This is a genomic window from Kitasatospora sp. NPDC054795, assembly GCF_053611565.1.
The window spans coordinates 1-20,790 of sequence record NZ_JBSHAP010000102.1; the positions used below are offsets into that span (position 1 = coordinate 1).

The 20,790-nt window shown below is 70.5% G+C and carries 25 protein-coding genes; 11 read left to right on the forward strand and 14 right to left on the reverse strand.

The features are described 5' to 3' along the window. Positions 1–362: 362 nt before the first annotated feature. Together ACWGJO_RS30085 and ACWGJO_RS30090 are read right to left on the reverse strand one after the other, a co-directional pair. A complete protein-coding gene (locus ACWGJO_RS30085; RefSeq protein WP_452188509.1) occupies positions 363–791 on the reverse strand; it encodes a hypothetical protein in 429 nt (142 codons plus the stop codon). A 64-nt stretch (positions 792–855) separates the two neighbouring features. Beyond that, positions 856–1,137, reverse strand: a complete 282-nt coding sequence (locus ACWGJO_RS30090) for a hypothetical protein (protein ID WP_452188511.1) — start codon at positions 1,135–1,137, stop codon at positions 856–858. Between ACWGJO_RS30090 and ACWGJO_RS30095 the strand changes: the two genes are divergently transcribed. The 3 genes from ACWGJO_RS30095 to ACWGJO_RS30105 all read left to right on the forward strand — a co-directional run bounded on the left by ACWGJO_RS30095 (position 1,128) and on the right by ACWGJO_RS30105 (position 3,054). Next, complete coding sequence (locus ACWGJO_RS30095) at positions 1,128–1,349, forward strand: hypothetical protein (RefSeq protein WP_452188513.1); 222 nt, start codon at positions 1,128–1,130, stop codon at positions 1,347–1,349. The genes ACWGJO_RS30090 and ACWGJO_RS30095 overlap by 10 nt on opposite strands. A 32-nt stretch (positions 1,350–1,381) precedes the next feature. Beyond that, complete coding sequence (locus ACWGJO_RS30100; protein ID WP_452188514.1) at positions 1,382–1,687, forward strand: DUF6087 family protein; 306 nt, start codon at positions 1,382–1,384, stop codon at positions 1,685–1,687. 356 nt (positions 1,688–2,043) lie between these two features. Further along, positions 2,044–3,054, forward strand: coding sequence for a class I SAM-dependent methyltransferase (locus tag ACWGJO_RS30105; RefSeq protein ID WP_452188516.1), 1,011 nt, complete (start codon positions 2,044–2,046; stop codon positions 3,052–3,054). Here ACWGJO_RS30105 and ACWGJO_RS30110 read toward each other — a convergent pair. The 4 genes from ACWGJO_RS30110 to ACWGJO_RS30125 are packed head-to-tail and all read right to left on the reverse strand — an operon-like array spanning position 3,025 to position 6,750. Then, on the reverse strand, positions 3,025–4,263 hold the full coding sequence (locus ACWGJO_RS30110; RefSeq protein ID WP_452188518.1) for an ABC transporter permease: 1,239 nt from the start codon (positions 4,261–4,263) through the stop codon (positions 3,025–3,027). The two genes, ACWGJO_RS30105 and ACWGJO_RS30110, sit on opposite strands and share 30 nt — an antisense overlap. After that, a complete protein-coding gene (locus tag ACWGJO_RS30115; RefSeq protein ID WP_452188520.1) occupies positions 4,260–5,015 on the reverse strand; it encodes an ABC transporter ATP-binding protein in 756 nt (251 codons plus the stop codon). The genes ACWGJO_RS30110 and ACWGJO_RS30115 overlap by 4 nt, the downstream gene beginning before the upstream one ends. Next, a complete protein-coding gene (locus ACWGJO_RS30120) occupies positions 5,012–6,181 on the reverse strand; it encodes a peptidoglycan-binding protein (protein WP_452188522.1) in 1,170 nt (389 codons plus the stop codon). The genes ACWGJO_RS30115 and ACWGJO_RS30120 overlap by 4 nt, the downstream gene beginning before the upstream one ends. Beyond that, positions 6,178–6,750, reverse strand: a complete 573-nt coding sequence (locus ACWGJO_RS30125; protein ID WP_452188523.1) for a hypothetical protein — start codon at positions 6,748–6,750, stop codon at positions 6,178–6,180. The genes ACWGJO_RS30120 and ACWGJO_RS30125 overlap by 4 nt, the downstream gene beginning before the upstream one ends. Before the next feature lie 197 nt (positions 6,751–6,947). Between ACWGJO_RS30125 and ACWGJO_RS30130 the strand changes: the two genes are divergently transcribed. The 3 genes from ACWGJO_RS30130 to ACWGJO_RS30140 all read left to right on the forward strand — a co-directional run bounded on the left by ACWGJO_RS30130 (position 6,948) and on the right by ACWGJO_RS30140 (position 11,247). Continuing rightward, the gene (locus ACWGJO_RS30130) at positions 6,948–7,598 is read left to right on the forward strand and encodes a response regulator transcription factor (protein ID WP_452188569.1); all 651 of its coding nucleotides are present in this window, start codon (positions 6,948–6,950) and stop codon (positions 7,596–7,598) included. Next, on the forward strand, positions 7,595–8,815 hold the full coding sequence (locus tag ACWGJO_RS30135) for a sensor histidine kinase (protein WP_452188525.1): 1,221 nt from the start codon (positions 7,595–7,597) through the stop codon (positions 8,813–8,815). Before ACWGJO_RS30130 ends, ACWGJO_RS30135 begins: the two co-directional genes overlap by 4 nt. Positions 8,816–9,300: 485 nt before the next feature. Next, a complete protein-coding gene (locus tag ACWGJO_RS30140; RefSeq protein WP_452188527.1) occupies positions 9,301–11,247 on the forward strand; it encodes a multicopper oxidase family protein in 1,947 nt (648 codons plus the stop codon). Between the two features lie 308 nt (positions 11,248–11,555). On the opposite strand, the gene ACWGJO_RS30145 is transcribed toward ACWGJO_RS30140, so the two are convergent. The 4 genes from ACWGJO_RS30145 to ACWGJO_RS30160 form a co-directional block, all read right to left on the reverse strand. Further along, positions 11,556–12,137: a hypothetical protein gene (locus ACWGJO_RS30145; protein ID WP_452188529.1), complete on the reverse strand. Its 582-nt coding sequence runs from the start codon at positions 12,135–12,137 to the stop codon at positions 11,556–11,558. 68 nt (positions 12,138–12,205) lie between these two features. After that, on the reverse strand, positions 12,206–12,526 hold the full coding sequence (locus tag ACWGJO_RS30150) for a hypothetical protein (RefSeq protein WP_452188530.1): 321 nt from the start codon (positions 12,524–12,526) through the stop codon (positions 12,206–12,208). Next, positions 12,523–12,681, reverse strand: coding sequence for a hypothetical protein (locus ACWGJO_RS30155; RefSeq protein ID WP_452188532.1), 159 nt, complete (start codon positions 12,679–12,681; stop codon positions 12,523–12,525). The genes ACWGJO_RS30150 and ACWGJO_RS30155 overlap by 4 nt, the downstream gene beginning before the upstream one ends. Next, positions 12,678–13,712: a recombinase family protein gene (locus tag ACWGJO_RS30160; protein ID WP_452188533.1), complete on the reverse strand. Its 1,035-nt coding sequence runs from the start codon at positions 13,710–13,712 to the stop codon at positions 12,678–12,680. The genes ACWGJO_RS30155 and ACWGJO_RS30160 overlap by 4 nt, the downstream gene beginning before the upstream one ends. 445 nt (positions 13,713–14,157) lie before the next feature. Between ACWGJO_RS30160 and ACWGJO_RS30165 the strand changes: the two genes are divergently transcribed. Next, entirely contained in the window at positions 14,158–14,571 is a 414-nt protein-coding gene (locus ACWGJO_RS30165; RefSeq protein ID WP_452188535.1) for a hypothetical protein, read from the forward strand. A 38-nt stretch (positions 14,572–14,609) separates the two neighbouring features. Here the strand turns inward: ACWGJO_RS30165 and ACWGJO_RS30170 are convergent, their stop codons facing one another. Then, positions 14,610–14,825, reverse strand: coding sequence for a hypothetical protein (locus ACWGJO_RS30170; RefSeq protein WP_452188537.1), 216 nt, complete (start codon positions 14,823–14,825; stop codon positions 14,610–14,612). Positions 14,826–15,052: 227 nt separating this feature from the next. Between ACWGJO_RS30170 and ACWGJO_RS30175 the strand changes: the two genes are divergently transcribed. From ACWGJO_RS30175 to ACWGJO_RS30190, 4 genes are all read left to right on the forward strand, one after another. After that, entirely contained in the window at positions 15,053–15,763 is a 711-nt protein-coding gene (locus tag ACWGJO_RS30175) for a hypothetical protein (RefSeq protein ID WP_452188539.1), read from the forward strand. 131 nt (positions 15,764–15,894) lie between these two features. Continuing rightward, on the forward strand, positions 15,895–16,266 hold the full coding sequence (locus ACWGJO_RS30180) for a hypothetical protein (protein ID WP_452188541.1): 372 nt from the start codon (positions 15,895–15,897) through the stop codon (positions 16,264–16,266). Beyond that, complete coding sequence (locus ACWGJO_RS30185) at positions 16,257–17,297, forward strand: ATP-binding protein (protein ID WP_452188543.1); 1,041 nt, start codon at positions 16,257–16,259, stop codon at positions 17,295–17,297. The genes ACWGJO_RS30180 and ACWGJO_RS30185 overlap by 10 nt, the downstream gene beginning before the upstream one ends. Continuing rightward, positions 17,294–17,641: a hypothetical protein gene (locus tag ACWGJO_RS30190; RefSeq protein ID WP_452188545.1), complete on the forward strand. Its 348-nt coding sequence runs from the start codon at positions 17,294–17,296 to the stop codon at positions 17,639–17,641. Before ACWGJO_RS30185 ends, ACWGJO_RS30190 begins: the two co-directional genes overlap by 4 nt. 118 nt (positions 17,642–17,759) lie before the next feature. On the opposite strand, the gene ACWGJO_RS30195 is transcribed toward ACWGJO_RS30190, so the two are convergent. The 3 genes from ACWGJO_RS30195 to ACWGJO_RS30205 form a co-directional block, all read right to left on the reverse strand. After that, on the reverse strand, positions 17,760–18,683 hold the full coding sequence (locus ACWGJO_RS30195) for a recombinase family protein (RefSeq protein WP_452188547.1): 924 nt from the start codon (positions 18,681–18,683) through the stop codon (positions 17,760–17,762). 245 nt (positions 18,684–18,928) lie between these two features. After that, on the reverse strand, positions 18,929–19,615 hold the full coding sequence (locus ACWGJO_RS30200) for a response regulator (protein ID WP_452188549.1): 687 nt from the start codon (positions 19,613–19,615) through the stop codon (positions 18,929–18,931). Next, positions 19,612–20,772 carry a sensor histidine kinase gene (locus ACWGJO_RS30205; RefSeq protein ID WP_452188551.1) on the reverse strand — a complete coding sequence of 387 codons (1,161 nt, stop codon included), beginning with the start codon at positions 20,770–20,772 and terminating at the stop codon, positions 19,612–19,614. The genes ACWGJO_RS30200 and ACWGJO_RS30205 overlap by 4 nt, the downstream gene beginning before the upstream one ends. Positions 20,773–20,790 lie beyond the last annotated feature (18 nt).

Genomic DNA, 20,790 nt, shown 5'->3' on the forward strand with positions numbered 1-20,790 from the left:
GGCCACCACAGCGAACCGATCCCCGCCCGCCTCATCGACCCCAGCGACCTCACCCGCTACATCATGAGCACGACATCAACCGAGGGGTGACGCGACACGCGCAACTAATTCATCGACGATCCCCCCGCGAGCGCGGGGCCGACTCTTGGCGGAATCGTTCAGAATTCCCATCGGAAGAGCTATCCCCGCGAGCGCGGGGCCGACACTTCCTGACCTGCTGCGATTCGGCTCAGAGTGCGCCAATTCATTCAGTTCGAATCCGGAGCCCCGCGCGTGCCAGCCCGACGCTCCAGCGGCTGTCTTTCCCAGCTGCGCCCCGGCACGCTGGCTCTGAACCTTCGACAGCATCGTACGGGTTATCGTCAGGCATGGGTGTAGGGGACGGGTTCGCCGGTGAGGGAGTCGGTCAGGGCCCGGGGTCGAAGAGGCTGACGCAGGACGACCTTCAGCTCGGCGATGCCGCCGTCCTCGCACCCGACGTCCGGACCCGAAGCGTCACGGCGCCTGAGCAGCAATGCGACCTGCTTGTCCGTCTCCCGTGCCACCAGGTCGGGCTTGTAGTCGCAGCCGCTCCAGGAGACCTCCATCGTGATCGTACGGTCGTCCGCCGCCACGGCCGTGTTCTTCGTGGACGGGTCGGCGAGCGCGATACGGCGCAGAACCGAAGCGTCCCGCCGCTTGTACGGCAACGGGTAATCGGATTCACCCTCCCCCGCGGAGCACCCCGACACCACGACCGCGATCAGCCCCACCGCGACCGTCCAACGCCTGTCGCACACCACCAAGTCCACGACCCCGCCCTCCTGTTGTCGCGGACCAGGGTAGGCCTGCCTGACGGTGGCACCGCACACGGTGTCAGCACATGGCACGCCCACGGCGACACCACCGCCCACCGTGGCCGGGCCGCGCCCGGGCGAGCAGGCGCAGGGTGTCGAGGTCCGCGTGGCAGTCCTCGGTACGGGCCTCCAACCGGCCGACCAGTGGCCACAGCTCGACGACGGCGGTGGGTCGGCGGGTGCGCGGACCAGCCTGACGGCCTGCCTCGACGGGCTGCACCTTGCCGACGCCGCCCAGTACGTCCACCTCAAGCAGCAGCGTGCGGTCCTCGGAAACGGACTGGAGCGGCCTTGGGTCCACACCGCCGGCTGTGTCAGTGGACTGGCTGTCGGCGGTACGCCAACCTGCGGGACCTCGACAGCAGCCAGGACTTCTGTGCGGCGTGCGCCATCGCGATGCTGTACGGCGCGGACGATCCGATCACCCGGCATCACGAGTTCGACGGTACCGAGTACACCGAGGCCCTCAGGACCCGTCCGCTCCTCGGCCTGCTCGGACGGCCCGACCGCTAGGCTCGGCCCTACGACGAGTGAGAGGGCCAGTCATGCTCGACCCCGACGAGACCGTGTCCGAGTGGTACGCAGCCCGCGCCCACCGTCGTCGGCCGGCCGGAACTCGCGACGCCATCCCGCTCAGCACCGGGGACGATCACGGTCGAACCTTCTTCGAGGACATCCCGCGTCTGGTGGTGGAGTGGGACGGAGCCGCCTGGAAGCCCCTGGCCATCGCCGACAGCTACGCCGACGCCTACCCCCTGATCGTGCGCCGCGGGGGAGAACTCACCGCGCCCCAGGACGACACTCCGGTGACGTTGCTGCGCACGGGCACGGGCCGACACCGGAAGTCCTGATCGGCCGTAAGCGGGCGAGAGCAGGGCGTCCACAGGTCGGCGCGGAAGCCGGCCCGGCCGTCGCTCAGGGGATAGTGGTGACGGGCCACCGGCCGACGCGCGTCGGCTCGGGCTGAAGTGTGATCCCGGTCGCAGGTACGACTCTGGCGGTCAGACTGGCGAGCGCCTGGGTGAACTCGGCGGACGTGCTCCTCGTAGGCCGTGACCGTGAGGCTGCGGGGTTCAGAACAGCGCACGCCATCGGCTATCGGCTGGCCGGGGCGGCAGCCGACGAACGTTAGGAGCCATCTGGTACTGGCTCGGAGGTCACTGTCGCTGTCCCGGTGGACCGGGCGGCCGGCGACGGACCAGCGCTGATGAGCCTCGTTGAGAATTTGAAAATCCCCACCCCCTGCTCGGGCACGGGACAGACCTGCTCACTTGATCGGCCGGCAGGAGGCCTGCTGCCAGCCGCGAGTAGGAGGCGGGCAGCGGTCAACGCCGAGATTGATCACGGTGGCCGGATCGGCCCGCGCTGGTGGGTGGTCTTCAATGGAGCTGTGAAGCCTTCGCCTGGTGGGTTGTTCGCCTCGACAGTGCCGTACTACGCGAGGTTCCGGCCCGCGTACGATCCCCGCCTGTTCGCCCTGCTCGGCCGGCGCTTCTCGTTGGACGGCTCCCAGCGCGTGCTGGACCTGGGGGCGGGCAGTGGGGCTCTCACTCTGCCGCTGGCTCCCCTCCTGCGCACGGTGATCGCCGTCGATCCGGAGCCTGCCATGCTCGCCGAGGGCCGCCGGCTCGCCGCCCGGGCAGGGGTGAGCGGTATCGACTGGCGACTCGGAAGCTCCGACACGCTGCTCGCGGTGGACGTGGGACCGGTGCTGCTGACGGTGATGGGAGCCTCGTTCCACTGGACGGACCGGGAACGGCTGCTGCGCGACCTGGACGTCCTGATCGAGCCCGGGGCGCGGTGGTACTGGCGACCTGCGGCGCCCGGCACGACGACCTCGAACCGCCGCCCTGGCTGCGCGTGGTCGAGGAGGTCCGCCTTCGGTATCTGGACCCGGAACGCCTGCGGGGATCCGGGCCGGCCGGGTACCCCGACGTGCGTCACCAGGAGGTTCTGCTCCGCTCGCCGTTCTGCCGGATCGAGGAGGTCCACTGGGACCGGACGGTCAGCCGCAGCGTGGACGAGGTCGTTGGTCTTCAGCTCTCCTACAGCTTCACCAGCCCGGCCGCACTCGGCCCCGACCGGGCGGCCTTCGAGCATGATCTCCATCCGGAACGGAGAACGAGTCGCCGTCCGGGCACCGGCAGCCCGGACCCTACAGAGGTACGGACCGCTGGTATCCGTGCGGCTATCCCGCGCGCAGGGCTTCGGTGGGTGACATGCGGGCGGCGCGCAGGGCCGGGTACAGGCCCGCGAGGGCGCCGACCGCCACGGCGGTCGCCGGTCCGGCGGCGGCCCACACGGCGGGGACGGTGGCCGGCCAGCCGTGGGCGGCGGCGTACCCGTACACCGCCGCCGCGCCGATGGCCGCGCCGGCGATGCCCCCGAGGGCGCCCAGGAGGACGGCCTCGATCAGGAACTGCGCGGCGATCTGTCCCTGGCGGGCGCCCAGGGCGCGGCGCAGGCCGACTTCACCGCGTCGTTCCATGACGCCCACCACCATGGTGTTGGCGATGCCGACGCCTCCGACCAGCAGCGCGACGCCGGCCAGGGCGAGAACCAGTCCGGTCAGGGTGTCCTGGGTCTCCGCGCGGGCTTTGAACAGGTCCGAGGGCCGCGAGACGGCGACGGTGGTGGGGTGGGCGGGGTTCGCGGTGGGTGCGGCGACGGCCTGCACGTCGGCGACCCGGTCGGGGTGCACGCGCACGAACACCGTTGCCGGTGTGCCGTCGGCGCCCAGGTGCGCCTGTGCCTGTGGGCCTCCGACGAGTGCGCTGGAGTCGATCTCGGGCGCCAGTTCGTCGGGTTCCAGGATCCCGGACACCTGGTACCAGTCGCCGGTGAGGCCCTTGCCGGTCAGCCAGATGCGCTCGCCGGGGGCGGTGACGCCCAGTCGTTTGGCGGCGGCGTCGCCGAGGACCACCACGGGCAGGTTCTGGGAGGCGGTGTCGAGCCAGCGCCCGGCGCGCAGTGTGGCGCGGAGAGCGTCCAGCAGGTCCAGCTGGGCGGACAGCACGGTCAGGCTGTTGGTCTGGCCGTCCGGTACGAGGTCGTTGCGGTAGACGGACGCCTTGGTGGCGCCGGTGGCGGTGACCTTCTGCACGGGGGCGATGTTGCCCAGCATCACCGGCGCCTGCGGGGGCAGCGGCACGAGCCGCTGGGAGGCGTCCTTCCCCGGCGCGACGGTGAGCAGGTTGCTGCCGAGCTGGTCGAGGCGGTCCAGCAGGTGTGCCTGGTTGGACGCAGAAATGCCGGTGACCGCGACGACGGCGGCGATGCCGAGGGCGATGCCGAGGGCGGACAGCGCCGAGCGCAGCCGGCGGGTGCGGGGCCCGAGCAGGCCGAGCCGCAGCAGGTCGGACGGGCGCAGCCGGATGGGGCGGGGCAGTGCGCGGCCGGAGCCGCTGCCTCGGGTGCGGGGGTTCATCGGGCACCACCTCCCGCCGCCACCGTGGCGCCGCGCTCGTCGAACGCGATCCGCCCGTCCTGGATGCCGACGCGCCGTGGGAAGGATGCGGCCAGTTCCCGGTCGTGCGTGATGACCACCACGGTCGTGCCGTCGGTGTTCAGTTCGCGCAGCAGGTCGACGACGGCCGCGCCGGAGGCGCTGTCCAGTGCACCGGTCGGTTCGTCCGCGAGCAGGAGGGCCGGGCGCCCGGCGACGGCGCGGGCGATCGCCACCCGCTGCTTCTCCCCGCCCGACAGTTGTTCGGGGTGGTGATCCAGTCGGTGTCCGAGCCCGACCCGCCGCAGCACCTCCACCGCGCGTCGGCGCCGTGCGCGGGCGCTCGCGCCCGTGTACAGGAGGCCGGTGGCGACGTTCTCCACGCAGCTCAGTCCGGCCAGGAGGAAGAACTGCTGGAAGACGAAGCCGATGCGGTGGGCGCGCAGCGCGGCGACCTGCCGCTCGCGCAGGTTGGCCAGGTCGTGTCCGTCGAGGCTGATCCGTCCTGCGGTGGGGCGTTCCAGGGTGCCGATCAGCGAGAGCAGGGTGGACTTGCCCGAGCCCGACGGGCCGACGACGGCGAGCAGTTCGCCGCGGTCCACCAGCAGGTCGATGCCGTGCAGGATGCGCAGCGGGGCCGCGTCCCCGTACTCCTTGACGATGCCGCGCAGTTCCAGCACCGGGTCGGTCCCGTCGATAGTGCACGCGAGAGGACGGGAGGTGTCGGCGGTCACGACGGCACCACCACCCGGTCGCCCTCGCGGACGTCGCCGGAGATCTCGGCGCGGGCGTTGGCGACCAGGCCGACCTTCACCGGGACCAGGGCGGGCGCCGCGCCGTCGTGGACGACCTGCACGCCGTAGCCGCCCTCGGCGAGGGCCAGCAGGGCGGTGACCGGCACCACGAGGACGTCCTGTGCGCTGCGGTCGGTGACGGTGACGGTGACGCCGGACTGAGCGTTGTCCAGCGCCTTGCGGACGGCTTCCTGGTCGGTGACCGTGATGGTGACAGTGGCCTTCTGGCTGCCGCCGTTGCCTCCGTTGCCTGCGCCGCTCTGTCCGTCGCCGGTGCGGGCGAACCCGCGGACCCGGCCCTGCGCGGTGCCGCCGCCGGTGAGTTCCAGTGCGACGGTGCTGCCCGGTGCGAACTGCGGCAGCTGGTCGTCCTCGGGCTGCACCGTGGCCAGCACCTCGGGGCTGGTGACCTTCAGCACGGTGGTGTCGGCGAGCTGCTGGCCGAGCTTCGCGGTGACCTCCTTCACCCGTACCCCGGGCATCGGCAGCACCACCACCCGGCCGAGTTCGACCTTTCCGGCCTGTTCCAGGCCGAGCGACTTCTGCCAGCGTTTGACCGCGACGGCGGTGGCCGCGGTGAACTTGTCGTCGATGGTCAGGCCCAGGCCGTTCGCGTGGCCGAGGTCCACCAGGTTGTGTTTGAGCTGCTTGACGTCCGGGCCGTCCGGCATGCCCTCGGCGAGTTCGCGCCACAGTGGCCGCTCGCCTCTGAACAGCACCACGGGTTTGCCGTCCACCTCCCACATGGCCGCGCCGGGCTTGATCACGTCGCCGGTCGCGGGGATCCTGGTCACCGTTCCTCGGCCCTGCCCGGTCACCTCCACGCCGGTGCCGTAGTCGAGCCTGCCGTTCAGGCGCATGCCGGAGGACAGCGAGGTGCGCTGGACCACGGCCGTGCCGGTGCCGGCCTTCGGTTGTGCGGTCGTGGTGTCGTGCGAGCGCCACGGCTGGGTGACCGCCGCCACGCCGCCGCCGGCCGCCGCCGCGACCACGAGCAGCGCGATGACGGCGTTGCGCGGCCGCCGGCTTCGACGACGGGACCGGGGCGCGTCCTGCTCCGGCCCCGTCCCGGGGTCGCGGGTTTCGTCATCCGTAACGTCGCTCACTGGCCGTCCTTGCCGAGCGAGGTGACGCCCACGTCCTGGAAGTCCTTGGCACAGACCGCGTACGCCCGGTCGAAAGCGGCCGGGTCGATGTCGACCGCGATGGCCACGTTTCCACCGAACTTCGGCTCAGGGTCGGGAACCTGACTGACAGTCAGGCCATTGTTGCGCAGGCAGACGGCGAGCTGCCGGGCCCGCTCCACCCGCTTGGGCAGGTCCTTGTCCGCGATCTGCCGCATGCCCGGCACCTTGGCGTCACACTCTGTCATGGCCTTCTGCATGGCGGCGGCACCGGCGTCCGCACCCGAACCCGATCCGACCGCCCCGGCCCCGGCGGCCGGCAGCTCGACCTGCCCCTCCTTGTTGACCTGCACGGAGGCCTGGCCGGCCTCGTGCATGCACTGCACCCACGCCTGCTTGACCGCGCCCTCGTCCTTCGGCCCGCCCGTGCCGGTGCCGACACCGGCGACCCTCGGCGCGCTGTCCGCGCCGGACGAACAGCCGACCATGGCCAGGGCCGCGGCAGCGGCGACCAGTGCCGCCCCCACCACCCGTCCTACCGTGCGCTTCATCACATGCCTCCGGATGCCTGCGGATGTCCGGAACCGCCAACCGGCGTCCGGTGCACCAGGTGTACGCGCGCACCGGTTCGCCCCCGGTTCGCCTCGGCCAACCCGCGCCTAACCGGCGGACGGCGAGACTGGACCGGAACCAGGCACCAGACGTGGCACGGTCACACGACGCACGGAGCGGAGCTGAGCGACAGATGATGAAGGTGCTGATCGTCGAGGACGAGGAAGAGCTGGCCGAGATGATCGCGGACGGCCTGCGCGGCGAGGGCATGAGCGCCGACGTCGCCCACGACGGCGCCACCGCGCTGCAGATGGCCTCCGCCACCTCCTACGACGTCCTGGTCCTCGACCGCGACCTCCCGGTGATCGGCGGCGACGCCGTCTGCCGCACCCTGAACGCCGCCGGATACCCGGCCCGCATCATGATGCTCACCGCCGCCGGCACCCTGTCCGACATCGTCGACGGCCTCGGCCACGGCGCCGACGACTACCTCACCAAACCGTTCTCCTACCTCGAACTGGTCGCCCGGCTGCGCGCCCTGGGCCGCCGCGGCCCGGCCGGCTCACCTACCGTGCTCGAACGCCACGGCGTGCGCGTGGACACCGTGCGCCGCCTCGCCGAACGCGACGGCCGGCTGCTACGGCTGACCCCGAAGGAGCTCGGCGTCCTGGAGGCACTGCTGGAAGCCGACGGCGGCATCCTCACCCCGGCGCAACTGCTCGACGCCGCCTGGCAGACCCCGCCCGAGTCGCGCAGCGCCGTCAAGGTCACCGTCCACCAGCTACGGCGCAAACTCGGCGAACCCCCGGTGATCGAGACCGTGCCCGGCTTCGGGTACCGCCTGTGAAGACCATCCGCCCCCGACCCCGCCTCCGCTTTCGTGTCCGCCGCGGCCGGGACCGTGGCCACGGGCCGACCATCCGCACCCGCCTGGCACTGCTCAACACCGCGATACTGGTCGCCGGAGGCAGCGCGCTGCTCGCCCTGAACTGGGTCAGCGCGCGCCAGGTACTGGACCTCCACCGCGAGGTCGCCCAGCCCGCCACCGCCATACAGCCCGCAACCCCAACCGACGGTCCCGCCGAAATGGGACCGGCCGTCCAAGCCGCCCAGACCACTGCCGCCAACCGGTTCGAGGACTTCCGCGACGCGGTACTGCACGACCTGCTCACCCGATCGATGCTGGTCCTGCTCGCCGTCGCCGCACTGTCACTGATCGCCGGCTGGTGGGTGGCCCGCCGTTCCCTGTCCCGCATCGGCAAGGTCACCGCGACAGCCCGGCACATCAACGACGCCAACCTGCACGACCGGCTCGCCCTGGTGGGGCCCGACAACGAGGTCAAGGAACTCGCCGACACCTTCGACGCCATGCTCAACCGCCTGGAACGCGCCTTCGCCGACCAGCGCCGCTTCACCGCACAGGCCTCACACGAACTGCGCACCCCACTCACCCTGCAACGCACCGCCCTGGAGATCCCCCTCGCCCAAGGACGGGTCCCCGCCGACCTGGAACCGGCCCTGCGCCGCGCCCTCGCGGCCACCGACCGCAGCGAACGCCTCCTCACCTCACTCCTGGCCCTCGCCCGCGGCGAGAGCGGCATGCTCGACCCCCGTCCAACCGACCTCGCCGACCTCGCCCGCGACGCCATCGCCCAGACCGCCGACGAGGCTCAGCAGTTGGAGGTCCACATCGACACCGCCCTGCACCCCGCACCACTGACCGGCGACCCGGCGCTGCTCGGCCAGCTGGTCCACAACCTCGTCTCCAACGCCGTACGCCACAACCACCCCGGCGGCTCCGTCCGGATCACCACGACCCGCACCGCAACCCGCAGCACCATCGAGGTGCGCAACACCGGCCCGCTCGTGCCGGCCGACGACCTGGACGAGTTGTTCCTGCCGTTCCGTCGCGGCACCACCCCCCACCGCCACGGCTCCGGCCTCGGCCTGGCCGTCGTACGAACCATCACCCACACCCACCACGGCACCCTCACCGCGACCCCCAACCCCGACGGCGGCCTCACCCTGCGCACCGAACTCCCCGACCAGCCCACCACTGGCTGAACACGCGCGGAGACCTTGGCCAGGGCCCTGTCAGCCCAGGGAGGCGCAGTGTGAAGCACGAGGCTTGGAGGGCAGTATCCGGGCGGTGATCACTCGCGAGTATCCGGACACGATGACCACCACCGGCGGGCGGCCCGACTGGCCGTAGCCGAGCGAGGTGTCCATCGCCGGGAACCACAGATCGCACTGCGCCAAGCAGGCAACGGCAGGATGTGCTCACCCAGCCCCACCCCGAGGGCCGGCCCGCTTCTCCGCTTGCGCCCACCGGGTGTCAGCACAGGCCGACCGAGTGGTCCGGACCTCGCACGGGAGTGCGCTTCGTCGTTGCCTGGAACTGTCCCTCGGGCGTGGGCCGACACGACACACGGAGTCGGGTCGGCGCCTGCGGGGTCCAGGGGCTTCCACACTCGTGAACCACGGTGAGAAACACGGCCGGTGGCGTCATGGACCACACTCGATGCCGGCACGTCTCCCGAAGGAACCGGATGGCCACAAGACGGCACCTCCTGAAGGCCGCGATCGCGGGCGGAACCTTCCTCCTCCCGGCCGGGCTCTCCTCCCCGCGCGCCGAGGCGGCAGTGCGGGCGGGCACCCTGGACCCGACGACCATCGACAAGTACGTCACCGAGCTCACGATCCCCCCGGTCATGCCATGGGCCACCCGGGACAGGGCAAGGCGCCTCGATCGCTACACGATCGGTGTCCGGCAGTTCCGGCAGCAGATCCTTCCCCCCGGATCACCGGCCACAACCGTGTGGGGATACGGCTCGACACGGCATCCGAGCACGTTCCACTACCCGGCCTTCACCATCGAGGCCGACTTCGACCGGGCCGTGAAGGTCGAGTGGGTCAACCAACTGGTCGACCACCGCGGGCACCACCTGCCGCACCTACTGCCCGTGGACCCCACCCTGCACTGGGCCAACCCACCGGGCGGAATCGCCGGGCGTGATTCGCGACCGACCTTCACCTCGACGCCCGGCCCCTACACGGGCCCCGTTCCCCTCGTGACCCACCTTCACGGCGGGCACAACACCGAGGAGAGCGACGGCTACCCCGAGGCGTGGTACCTGCCCCGGGCATCCGACATCCCCAGGGAATACGCGCGCGTGGGGTCCTTCTACGAGGAGTTCAAGGAGAAGTTCGAGGGGAGGTTCGGCTCGCTCTGGAGCCCGGGCAGCGCGGTCTTCCAGTACGCCAACCGCGACCGGGCCTCCACCTTCTGGTTCCACGACCACGCGCTGGGAATCACCCGGTTGAACGTCTACGCCGGGCTGGCGGGCTTCTACATCCTGCGCGGCGGCCCCGCCGACCTTCCGCAGGGCGTGCTCCCGGAACCGGCTCCAGCGCTCGGCGACCCGGCGGGAAAGCGCTACTACGAGATCCCCGTCGTCATCCAGGACCGGTCGTTCAACAGTGACGGCAGCCTCTTCCACCCGTCGACCCGCGCGTTCTTCGACGGATTCGACGGACCGTACGTCCCGGGCAGTGACATCTCACCGATCTGGGTTCCGGAGTTCCTGGGCAACACGATGGTGACGAACGGCTCCACCTGGCCCGCTCTCCCGGTCGAGCCGCGCCGCTACCGCCTCCGGTTCCTCAACGGCTGCAACGCACGCTTCCTGATCCTGAAGATCGTCACCGACCCGCTCGCCACGCGGCCTGCGCCCTCGGCGCTGCCCTTCTGGCAGATCGGTTCGGAGGGCGGGTTCCTGCCCGCACCGGTGCAGCGTGACCAACTGCTCACCGCCCCGGCAGAACGTGCCGACGTCGTCGTCGACTTCACGTCGGTTCCGGTCGGCACCGAGCTCTACCTCATCAACGAGGGCCCCGACACGGCGTTCGGCGGCGGCACGGCGGGCACAGACTTCCCCCCAGCCGATCCCTCGACCACCGGACAGGTCATGAAGTTCACGGTGCGCCCCCTCACCGCGCCCGACACGACCGTGCCCCCCGAGCACCTCACCCTCCCCCCGCTCAGGCCCCTGGGCCCGGCGACCCGCACACGACGCCTCGCCCTGGTCGAGGAGAACTCCACGGTCCTGCCGAACACCGGTCCCCGTGCGGTGATGCTCGGTACCCTGAACGACCGCGGAAACCCGGTTCCCATGGGCTGGGGCGACCCCGTCACGGAGAACCCGGCACTGGGAACGACCGAGATCTGGGAAATCCACAACTCCACGAAGGACGCCCACCCGATCCACGTCCACGAGGTCCAGTTCCAGGTCGTCGACCGGCAGGAGGCCGGACACGACGCCAGGCCGCCAGAGCCCTGGGAGAACGGCTTCAAGGACACGGTGGTCGCATATCCGCGCGCCGTCACCCGCATCAAGATGACCTTCGGCCAAGCGGGCCGGTACGTGTGGCACTGCCACATGCTCGACCACGAGGACAACGAGATGATGCGGCCCTACACCGTCATCTCGACCTGACCCCGGACCCGCAGCCGCCGCACGGGGCGACATCGTTGACGGTCATGCCGACCACCCAAGCGGACCCCAGTGACAACCCGTACGGTCGCCGCCAGACCGCCGCACAGGGGACATCGGCAACCAACCGGGACAGCGGGTTTCAACCGGGTGGCCACCTTCGAGGCCTTGATACGTCTCAGCCGGCGGCTGCGCCGAGGTAGAGGGGGTCCAGCCAAGGTGAGCCCAAAAGCCGCCACGGGATGATCTTGACTGAGCCGCTGCCGGGGCCGCCCCACCCTGGCGCCCCGGCCCGGCTGCGTCCCGGAGGGTTAGTTCTGCGGAACGGGCAGTTCCCGGATCAGGATCCACCGGTGGTCGGCCTTGTTGCAGACGATGCGTAGGCGCAGTGGGTGGTCCAGGTAGCGGCGGGCCCAGGTGTCGATGGGGCCGTCGTACCAGCTCGGTTGGAGGCTGACCTCCAGTGCGCGGACGGCGCGCTGGCCCAGTTCAAGGCCGTCGATGGTGGTGGTGCGGCCGGGGCCGGTGACGCCGTCGACACCAGGGCGCAGACGTAGCGGCCCCCAGATCACCGTACGGAGTTCGTCTTCGGTGATGCCGGCCGCCGCGTTGGGCAGGTGGGCGACGCCCTTCTCGTCCAGGACCTCGATGGTGAGGCTGTCGAGGGCCTCCAGGTTCTCGGGGCCGGCGAGTTCGAGGTTGAGAGTCCAGTAGTTCCCATGGTGCTGGCTGAGCTGGAGATCGAGGTCCGGGGTCAGCTCACGGTGCCAGCGGTCACGTTCGATTCGGGTGACGCCTTCGGCGGCGACCGCCGAGCGTTCTGCGGCCCGCCAGGCAAAGACGGCCACGGCTACGGCGACGACGGCCGCCACAGCGGCTATCCATTCGGTCATGGCCCGGGACAGTAGCAACAGTTCAGGGGTGCCGTGCCGCTCGAAGCATGGAGCGCCCCTGACCCGGGTCAGTTCCCCCGCCCGCCGGGGATGACCCGCAGGACGGGGCCGACGGGGGCGAACTCGCCGAGGTCGAGAGCGGCGTCGCGCCAGTTGGCGATCAGCTGCAACAGCCGGGCGGTGTCGTCGGGGAACGGCGGTGCTTCGGTTCCCGGGACGACGGGCTGGAGGATGGCCGCCGCGAGCCGGACGGCGTGCAGGGCGGTGGTCCCGCGCGGGTCGACCCCGCCGGCGTGCCCGACGTGCCGCAGGGCGTCGAGGCGCTTCTCCAGTTCCAGCAGCATCTCGTAGGCCGGGACGTACGCCGGGTTGGTCCACTGCTCGCTCACTGCGTCTCCTCCCGGCCGGCGGGGCTGGTGTCCTCGACGTCGGCGCCGGTCGCCTTCGGGTCGTCGGTCCAGGTGCCGAAGGGGCCGGGCCGTCCGGGTTCCTCGGCGCCGAGCAGCGGCGCGCCGCCCTTCAGCCGGTGCGGGCTGGGGATCACGGAGCGACCTCCTCGCGGTCGGCGGTGGTCAGGGCTTCGCGCTGGGCGACCAGGCGCTCGCGCAGCTCCAGGTCCTCGGCGGTGAGCGGGTCGCCCGGCTGGTGGAGCCATACGGGCGCGGGCCGCCGGGGCAGGTCGTCGTCGGCCCGGGCCACAGCGGCTTCCTCAGCCTCGGCGAGCGCCCGGTACACCGAGGCCACGGACGGGTGCTTCCCGGCGTTCTTGCCGTCCTTGATGGTGAGCTTGCCGGCAATCTCCGGGACGGGGACGCCCCGGGCCTTGAGGGCCAGGGCGAAGGTCAGGGAGTCGTCGTCGATGACCTTCGGCCGGCCGCCGTGGTTGCCCTTGGCGGCGGCGGTCTGCTGGCCCTCCAGGGTCTTCTCCCGGATGTAGTTGCGGTCGAGCTGGGCGGCGACGGCCAGGACGGCGAAGAACATCGCGCCCATCCCGGTGGGGTCGTAGATCCCGGTGAGCGGGCCGGTCAGCAGCTCCAGCGAGATGCCGGCGTCCTCCAGGTCGGAGGACAGCTGCATCAGCTCGGCCGCGTTGCGGGCCAGGCGCTTCATCTCGTGGACGGCGAGGATCACCGGCTGGTCGGGGGCGGCCTCCTTGATGGCGTTGGCCAGCGCGAGGGCTGCCTCCATCTCGGGACGGCGGTGGACCCGGGTGGAGATCTTCTCCTGGAACACCTTCGTGCAGCCGGCCTTCTCCAGGGCGACGAGCTGGCTGGCGATCTCCTGGTCCACGGTCGAGCAGCGGGCGTACCCGATCCGGATCGGCGCCGGCGCCGTCTCGGTGGGCCGGGCGGGCAGCGGCGGGCGCTCGACCCACGGCCGTCCCGGCCCCCGGTCGGCGGGCACCGGGACCTCCAGCTCCTCCCGGAGCTTGGGCACGAGCGCGAAGCGGGCGGTGTGGTACTTCGCGGCGGTCTTCCCGCCGAGCGTCCGGCACGGACTGCCCGCCGGAGCCTCGCACTTCGGACAATCGTTGCGTTCTACCGCATCTGCTGCCTGATCGGATGTCAGATCCATGGCGGAAGTCTCTCAGAAGTGCCTCTCAGAACACCGGAGTTCTGAGAGATGTTCTGCGAACGAATATCCGGACAAACCGGACGCACTCCGGGGGCCTCGCAGAACTCGCACAACTGACCATTTCTGCGAGTAGCTCAGCGTCACAGTCGTGACACACGGCTACATGCTGTCCCGTCGCACGCTTCGTTGTCGCTGTCTCAGTTCCCATTGCCCGGACCGAGCTGGGTCTCGGGTCTGATTGCCGCAAGGGTCGAGCGTGAAGATGGGGGTCTCAGCCGATGTTGTCGTCCAGCCCGCTTCGTCTCACTCGGTCTTGTCGGCGATCAAGGTTCATCCCGCCTCTGTTTGTCGGCAGACCCGCACTCGTACGGGCCAGATACGGATGAACGTGCAGTGCAAGCCGGGGTCCTGACGGGTGCCCTTCGCCGTTCGAGATGATGGGGCGATGGATCTCCGTTACTTCAATCAGACCGGCTGGATCGCAATCTTCAACGGCACCGAGACGGAGATCGGTCGCATGGTGCGTGTGGAGGGGTGGGACCAGGCGACCGGGGCGGCGCTGGTGGTTGACCGGAAGCGAGGAGCCCTTCGTGCGGTGACGGACTATGAGGACTTCTCCCATCTGGAGCCGGCTGACCAGGTCGTTGCCGCGGTGCCCGGCGGAGGATGGCGGGCTCACTGGACGGACCAGGGCCCCGACGGAACCCCGCTGACAGAGCAGGTCCTCGCGTGGCTGATCACGTCGAACGGGCGGGCAACGGCTATCACGGTCGACGCGTATGGCCATGTCGAGGACGCCGACAGTGCCGACACCTTCATCCCGCCGGGCGAGGAGCCTGGGCAGCAGACGGGATCATGATGGGTGAAGCTGGTCTCGCCTGACGGATCCGACAGCTATTACTCGCGTCGAGCATTGTCGATCTCGGCTGCCAGCACGGCCGTCTCATGCAGGTGAGCGAAGTACTTGGCCGCGTACTCGTCATCGCCGATGGACGGGAGGATCTTCTCAAGGACCGCAGTACGTTCCTGCAGGACCTCGCGGCGCCAGCCCCCCAGTGGACCGTTCATGGCCGAAGAGACGCACCCTCCGAGGGTCGTATCCATCGTCACCATGCATTCACCGTCGGGCTCTCGGCGGTAGAACCCTGGGGGAAACGACAAGCTCATGAACCCATCCCACAGCCGTGACAGCTGAGCCAGCCTCGGTTCCGTCATGGTCGTGATCATGCCTTACGGTCAGGCATCGAGGAACGCGTCCTGCACCCCCGCAGGTCGCAGTTGGCCGGTGCTTCGCCATCGGCGAGACCGGTGTCCTGGCGCCCACCCGCTACCGTCCTCGTATGGAACGGGCCGACATCCTCAGCAAGCTCGCCGCGAGCGGGTCTGACACCGCCCCGCAGCGACTCGCCGAACTCGCCGCCGAGCTTGACCTGCCGGTCGCCGACCTGCTCGTCGTCGCGGGCCACCCGGTGCCCGCGAAACTGCTTCCCCCGGAGCGCGACGCCAAGGTCATGAGGCAGTTCGCGTACCGCGTCAGCCACTGCGACCACCTGCAACTGGCCTCGTTGGAGGGCTTCGTCCGGTCACTGCCGCGCGCCGCCGTCCAGGAGCCCTTCGTACAGCCGACTTCGCCGTACCACCGCCCCGCCGAGACCGGTTTCGCCGCGGTGCTCAACGGGTTGATCCGCAATCGCGGCTTCGGCATTCGCGAGCTGCCGTTCATGGGGCTGTCCCTCAGCACGCTGTTCGGGATGGTTTCGCGATCGGAGCCGAGTCCGCACCGGCGGTACCAGCTCTGTGCCGTGGCCGGTCCGCTGGGCTGGCACCTGCCCGATCTGTTCGCGGTCGCCGATGAGCCGTACTCGGAGGAGCTCCGGCCGGTGCAGCTCTGCCGCCACCTCGGGCGGGTATTCGTGGCCGCCGTCCCATTGACGACTGCCCAGTTGATCGAGACCACCGAGGAGGCGAACCGGCTGAGCGCGCGTGAGAACCACGGCGCGTGGCAGCCCGTCTCTGAGGGCTTCGTCGCGGAGTGTCCGGACTTCCCCTGACAGCCAGGGCCTGCTTGCCAAGGCTCGGCACTCCCGGCCGTGAACGGTGTCCTGCGACAGCGTTCCTCCGTGCGCCATCGAACATTGCCTAAGCTGCTACCAGACGATGGATCACGGTTCCATGGCGGCTGTTGGGCAAGACCGCCACCCCGTTCGGCGAACTCGCCTGGGACCACAGTGTCCGCGACCTGCGCGACCAGGGCCTGTCCGTCACCGAGGACGCGCTCGCCGCAGCCACCCGTGACCTGCTCGAACGCGCCGGGCAGGGACCGCCCGAGATCCCGTCCCCGCGCAGGCCCCGCCGCCGCGACCGCAGCGCGAAGGTCGCAGCCCGGACCGAGGCGACCGGCGAACCCGCCTGGCCCCGCCCCGCACCGCCCGCTCTACCAGATCCTCCCGACCGTCCCGCCGCTGCACCGCTGGACGACGAGGAGGAGGCACTCGCCGACATCGTTCCGCTCAAGATCTTCGACGCACGCAGGGAGGCAAAGAAGTGGTGGTAACCGACGCGAACTTCCAGATGCCGGACGACCGGCGCGACCCCACCACGACCCTGGAGGGCTGGCGCCGCTTCGTCCAGGAGGACCCGCTGACCTTCACGCTGCTGCCCGACGACGACTGGCTCGCCCTGGCGCCGCGCGAGCGGGACCAGTACGACGAGGCCAGGGTGACCTACCACTCCGAGCTGATCATCGTGGAGACCCCCACGATCCGCGAGGTGCTGCACCAGGGCCGGCTGCTGACCCTGCTGAACCGGCGGGAGATCAGTGCCCGGCGCGGCCTGATCGTCTCCGGCCCCTGGGCCACGGGCAAGTCCACCGCGATCAAGCAGCTCGGCCGCGCGCACGAACTGCGTGTCCGCCAGCGCTATCCCGGTAACGAGCGCATCCCGGTCGTCTACATCTCCGCCCCGCCCAACGGCTCCCCGCGCAAGCTCGCGACCCGCTTCGCGCACTTCCTGGACCTGCCGCTGAAGTCCCGCCACAACGAGATGGACATCGCCGACGCGGTCTGCGAGATCCTGATCGACGCGAAGTGCGACCTGGTCCTGGTCGACGAGATCCACAACATCAACATGGCCACGTCCACCGGCAAGGACCTGTCCGACCACCTGAAGTACTTCGCCGAGCACATCCCCGCCACGTTCGTCTACGCCGGAATCAACGTCGAGCGCGAGGGCCTGTTCACCGGGGTCCGAGGAAAGCAGATCGCCGCCCGTTGCGTGCTCCAGCACACCGGCAACTTCGCCTACCAGGCCGAATGGCGCGCGATGGTCGCCACGATGGAACAGGCCCTGCGGCTTCACCGACACGAACCAGGATCGCTGGCACGGCTGGCCCGATACCTGCACACCCGCACCGGCGGCAGCATCAGCAGCCTGTCCCACCTGCTTCGCGCGGCAGCGATCAGCGCGATCGCCGACGGCAGCGAGCAGGTGACGCGCCGTCTGCTGGACAGCATCCCCGTCGACCACAACACCCAGTCCGAGCCGCCCACTCCGGGAGCCGCGGACTCTGAGGACGATGCGGCGTGACAGCGTTCCTGCCCCCGTCTCGGCTGCGGCCCCTGCCTCGGACCGTCGCCCCGCTCCACCACGAGAGCAAGGACTCCTACATCGAGCGCCTGGCACTGGTGAACAGGCTCTTCCCAGACGAGCTGCACGACCAGCTCACCGGCCCGCGACCGTTCCGCACCGACCAGATCGCGCTGCCCACCGCGCTCGCCCAGGCCGCAGGCCAGCCGCTGGTCCGGCTCCTGCTCGCGCTGCCCGACCTGGCCACCGCGGACTTCACCGCGCTGCTGCCGCCGGCCTGCCGCGACCGGCTCCACCCAGGCTGGGGTAGCGCCGAGGTAAGCCCAAAAGCCGCCATTTGTTGATCTTGGCGGGCGTGGTGCTCGGCCCGCTCAATGCAGGCTGGCAGCCGGGAGTGCGTTGACGCGGCTCTCGTACTCCGGGTGTGAATAGTCGGGGTACAGGAAATCCCGGTGAGAACGATCATGGTCTCGGCGTGAGGGTGCTGACGCGGTTCTCGTACTCGCGGCGGGCTTTGCGCTGGGCCGGGACCGCCGGAGCGCCCGGGCCGCCGTCGAGCGGCTGGCAGCGGGCGAGGAGTCGGTGGTGCACGGCCGGGACGGCGGTGACGCGCAGGGTGTAACCCTGGCCGCGCCGTACGGTCACCCCCTGGTCGAGCGCGGCCCGCTCGACGGGCTCCAGCTCGCCGGCGCGGAGGAAGTCGGCGACCTTGCCCGGCATGTCGAGGGCAACCGGCAGCTCCGGGGCGGGGGCGTCCTCCTCGATGGCGATGTGGTCGGGCATGAGGTCGGCGACAGCCGTGCGGATGGCGCCGCGGCTGACGCCGTGGTCGCGGGCGAGGGCCGCGATCGAGCGGCCCTCCAGGTAGACGGCGCGTACGTCGGCGGTCTTGTCGGCCGCCACGGCGGGGCGGCGGCCGCCCTTGCTGCCCTTAGCTTCGGCGGCGCGCAGTCCGTCGTAGGTGAGCTCCCTCTGGAGGTCGCGCTGGAGCTCGCCGGCGGCGGCGAGGGTCTGCACCATGAACTTCACGGTGGAAAGCAGCTCGCCGGTGCGCGGGTGTCGGGCGGTGAGGTCCATCGCGGAGAACGCGCCGTCGTGGATGCGCAGGGCGACCTGGTCGCGGTGGAGGACGTCGAGCACGTCGAGGATGTGCCCAGTGCCACGGACGAGGCGGAACATCTCGGAGATGTGCACGGTGTCGCCCGGCCGCGCGTAGTCGAGGAGCGCGCGGAACTTCGGGCGCTGGAGCGGGTGGAGGCGGCTGGAGGTGCCCGGGTCCTCCTCGAAGACGACCGGGTCCTCGATGCCAGCCTCGTGAAGGACGAGGTTCTGCCGGGCGGTGGACTGCTGGTCGGTCGAGACCCGCTTGTAGACCAGGTTCGCCACTCGGGGGCCCCTTCCGTACGGAGGATCGGACCCTATCTGTCGTCAAACCCTGTCAGCAATCACCATCGGATCCGATTGGATTCGCGCCGCCATGAACCCCCGGATGGCACGGGTTCATTGGACGCGTCGCCGTGCTGTCGGCAAACGATCGAATGACGACAGGCGCCCCGGGACCTCCGGCGTCCGAGCTCCGCCTCGGCACCACCGACGACGCCAAGTGCCGCCGAACAATCACGCCATCACAGTCACACCCCACGCCGACGGTCGCCTACGAGCCCGGTCTCGTAGGCGACGATCACAAGCTGGGCGCGGTCGCGTGCATGCAGTTTGGCGAGGAGGCGACCGATGTGGGTTTTGACCGTAGCCAGGCTCAGGTGGAGGTGTTGGGTGATCTCTGTGTTGGACAGGCCGCGGGCGATCAGGCCGAGTACCTCCAGCTCACGGTTGGTGATCGCGTCCAGCGATCGGCTCGGCGGTCGGGTCGGCTCTGGGCGGCGGGCGAACTCCCCGATCAGGCGGCGGGTCACAGAGGGAGCGAGCAGTGCCTCGCCTGCGGCGACCACGCCGATGGCGGTGAGGACCTCGGTCGGCGGGGTGTCCTTCAGCAGAAAGCCCGCGGCGCCGGCGCGCAGGGCGGCGTAGACGTACTCGTCCAAGTCGAAGGTGGTGAGGATGAGGACGCGGACGCCGGACAGGGCCGGGTCCGAGCAGATCTGCCCGGTCGCCTCGATGCCGTCCAGCTTTGGCATGCGTACGTCCATCAGCACGACGTCTGGTCGTTCGCGGCGGGCGAGTTCGACGGCCTCTATGCCGTCTGCGGCCTCACCCGCGGCGGTCATGCCGGGCGTGTGGTCGACAAGGATGCGGAAGCTGCCGCGCACCATTGCCTGGTCGTCGGCGATCAGCACCCGGACCTGTGGCTCGTCAATCATGCTTGTTGCTTCCCTTCGGCGGGCAGCCGGACCGACACCGCGAAGCCGCCCTCCTGCCGGGGCCCCGCCTCGAAGCTGCCGCCGTACATCATCGCCCTCTCCCGCATCCCCAGGAGACCGTGTCCACCTGGCAGTGGACGGTTGGCCGGTGGGCATCCGGGCGGTGGTCCCTCATCCTCGATATCGATGCGGATCTCGCACGTGTCCGCCTCGACCGTGACCCGGCAGCGGGTGGGGGCAGCGTGCCGGACAGCGTTGGTGAGGGCCTCCTGGACGATCCGGTAGATGGTCAGCTGTGTCCCCTCGGCCAGGCTCTGCGTGCCGCGCACCGTCAAGTCGACGTCGACCCCTGCCCGGTTCGTCTCCGCAGCGAGCGAGCCGAGGCGGTCGAGGTCCGGCACAGGTCCCAGGGGTGCACCTTCGGTGCGCAGCACGCCGAGCGTGCGCCGCATCTCGGCCAGTGCGGAACGGCTTGTCTCCTCGATGACCTTGAGCGCGGCCCGCGCCTCCTGCGGGTCGGCCTCCGCCACATGCCCGGCAATACCCGCCTTGACGGCGATCAGGCTGAGGTTATGCGAGACGATGTCGTGCAGCTCTCGGGCGATCCGCAGGCGCTCCTCGTCCAGCGCGCGCTCCGCCCGGCGCTGCTCTTCCCGCCCGGCCTCGACCCGCCGACCACGCACGGCGAATCCCGCGCCCCAGGCCCCGCCGATCACCACCAGTACCAGCGCGGCCACGCCTACGGCACCCTGCCCGTCCTCAGCGGGAGTGACCACCGCCTGGCAGAGGTAGACAGTGCCACACGCCACCGGCAGCGTCACTGCGAGCGCGGGCACGGACCGGCGGACGGGCTCGGCCAGCCCGACGAGGTATGCCGCCAGACCGGCGGCGATGTACGGCTCGCGAGGGATGTCGAGAAGCGACGCCGCGGCCAGAGCAGCGAGCACGATCCCCAGGACCGGGAGCGGCCAACGGCGGCGTACGGCGATCGGCAGGCCGACCGCGGCGGCGATCAGAAAGCCAAGCCAGGTAGGACCTGTGTAGGCGGGCTGGCCGTCGTCGGCGGTCAACCGGGCGAAGCCGACGTACATGGCTGTCAGAGCCAGGGCCGCGCCGAGGTCGAGGGCGTAGAGATGACGCTGCCCCTTGAGCTTCATGGCTCGACCGTACCTGTA

Bases quoted from the DNA above. Each gene is read 5' to 3' on its own strand.
- ACWGJO_RS30100 (WP_452188514.1), top strand. From the start codon at position 1,382: ATGCTCGACCCCGACGAGACCGTGTCCGAGTGGTACGCAGCCCGCGCC.
- ACWGJO_RS30105 (WP_452188516.1), top strand. From the start codon at position 2,044: ATGAGCCTCGTTGAGAATTTGAAAATCCCCACCCCCTGCTCGGGCACG.
- ACWGJO_RS30110 (WP_452188518.1), bottom strand. From the start codon at position 4,263: ATGAACCCCCGCACCCGAGGCAGCGGCTCCGGCCGCGCACTGCCCCGC.
- ACWGJO_RS30125 (WP_452188523.1), bottom strand. From the start codon at position 6,750: ATGAAGCGCACGGTAGGACGGGTGGTGGGGGCGGCACTGGTCGCCGCT.
- ACWGJO_RS30130 (WP_452188569.1), top strand. From the start codon at position 6,948: ATGAAGGTGCTGATCGTCGAGGACGAGGAAGAGCTGGCCGAGATGATC.
- ACWGJO_RS30140 (WP_452188527.1), top strand. From the start codon at position 9,301: ATGGCCACAAGACGGCACCTCCTGAAGGCCGCGATCGCGGGCGGAACC.
- ACWGJO_RS30145 (WP_452188529.1), bottom strand. From the start codon at position 12,137: ATGACCGAATGGATAGCCGCTGTGGCGGCCGTCGTCGCCGTAGCCGTG.
- ACWGJO_RS30160 (WP_452188533.1), bottom strand. From the start codon at position 13,712: ATGGATCTGACATCCGATCAGGCAGCAGATGCGGTAGAACGCAACGAT.
- ACWGJO_RS30165 (WP_452188535.1), top strand. From the start codon at position 14,158: ATGGATCTCCGTTACTTCAATCAGACCGGCTGGATCGCAATCTTCAAC.
- ACWGJO_RS30170 (WP_452188537.1), bottom strand. From the start codon at position 14,825: ATGGTGACGATGGATACGACCCTCGGAGGGTGCGTCTCTTCGGCCATG.
- ACWGJO_RS30175 (WP_452188539.1), top strand. From the start codon at position 15,053: ATGGAACGGGCCGACATCCTCAGCAAGCTCGCCGCGAGCGGGTCTGAC.
- ACWGJO_RS30200 (WP_452188549.1), bottom strand. From the start codon at position 19,615: ATGATTGACGAGCCACAGGTCCGGGTGCTGATCGCCGACGACCAGGCA.
- ACWGJO_RS30205 (WP_452188551.1), bottom strand. From the start codon at position 20,772: ATGAAGCTCAAGGGGCAGCGTCATCTCTACGCCCTCGACCTCGGCGCG.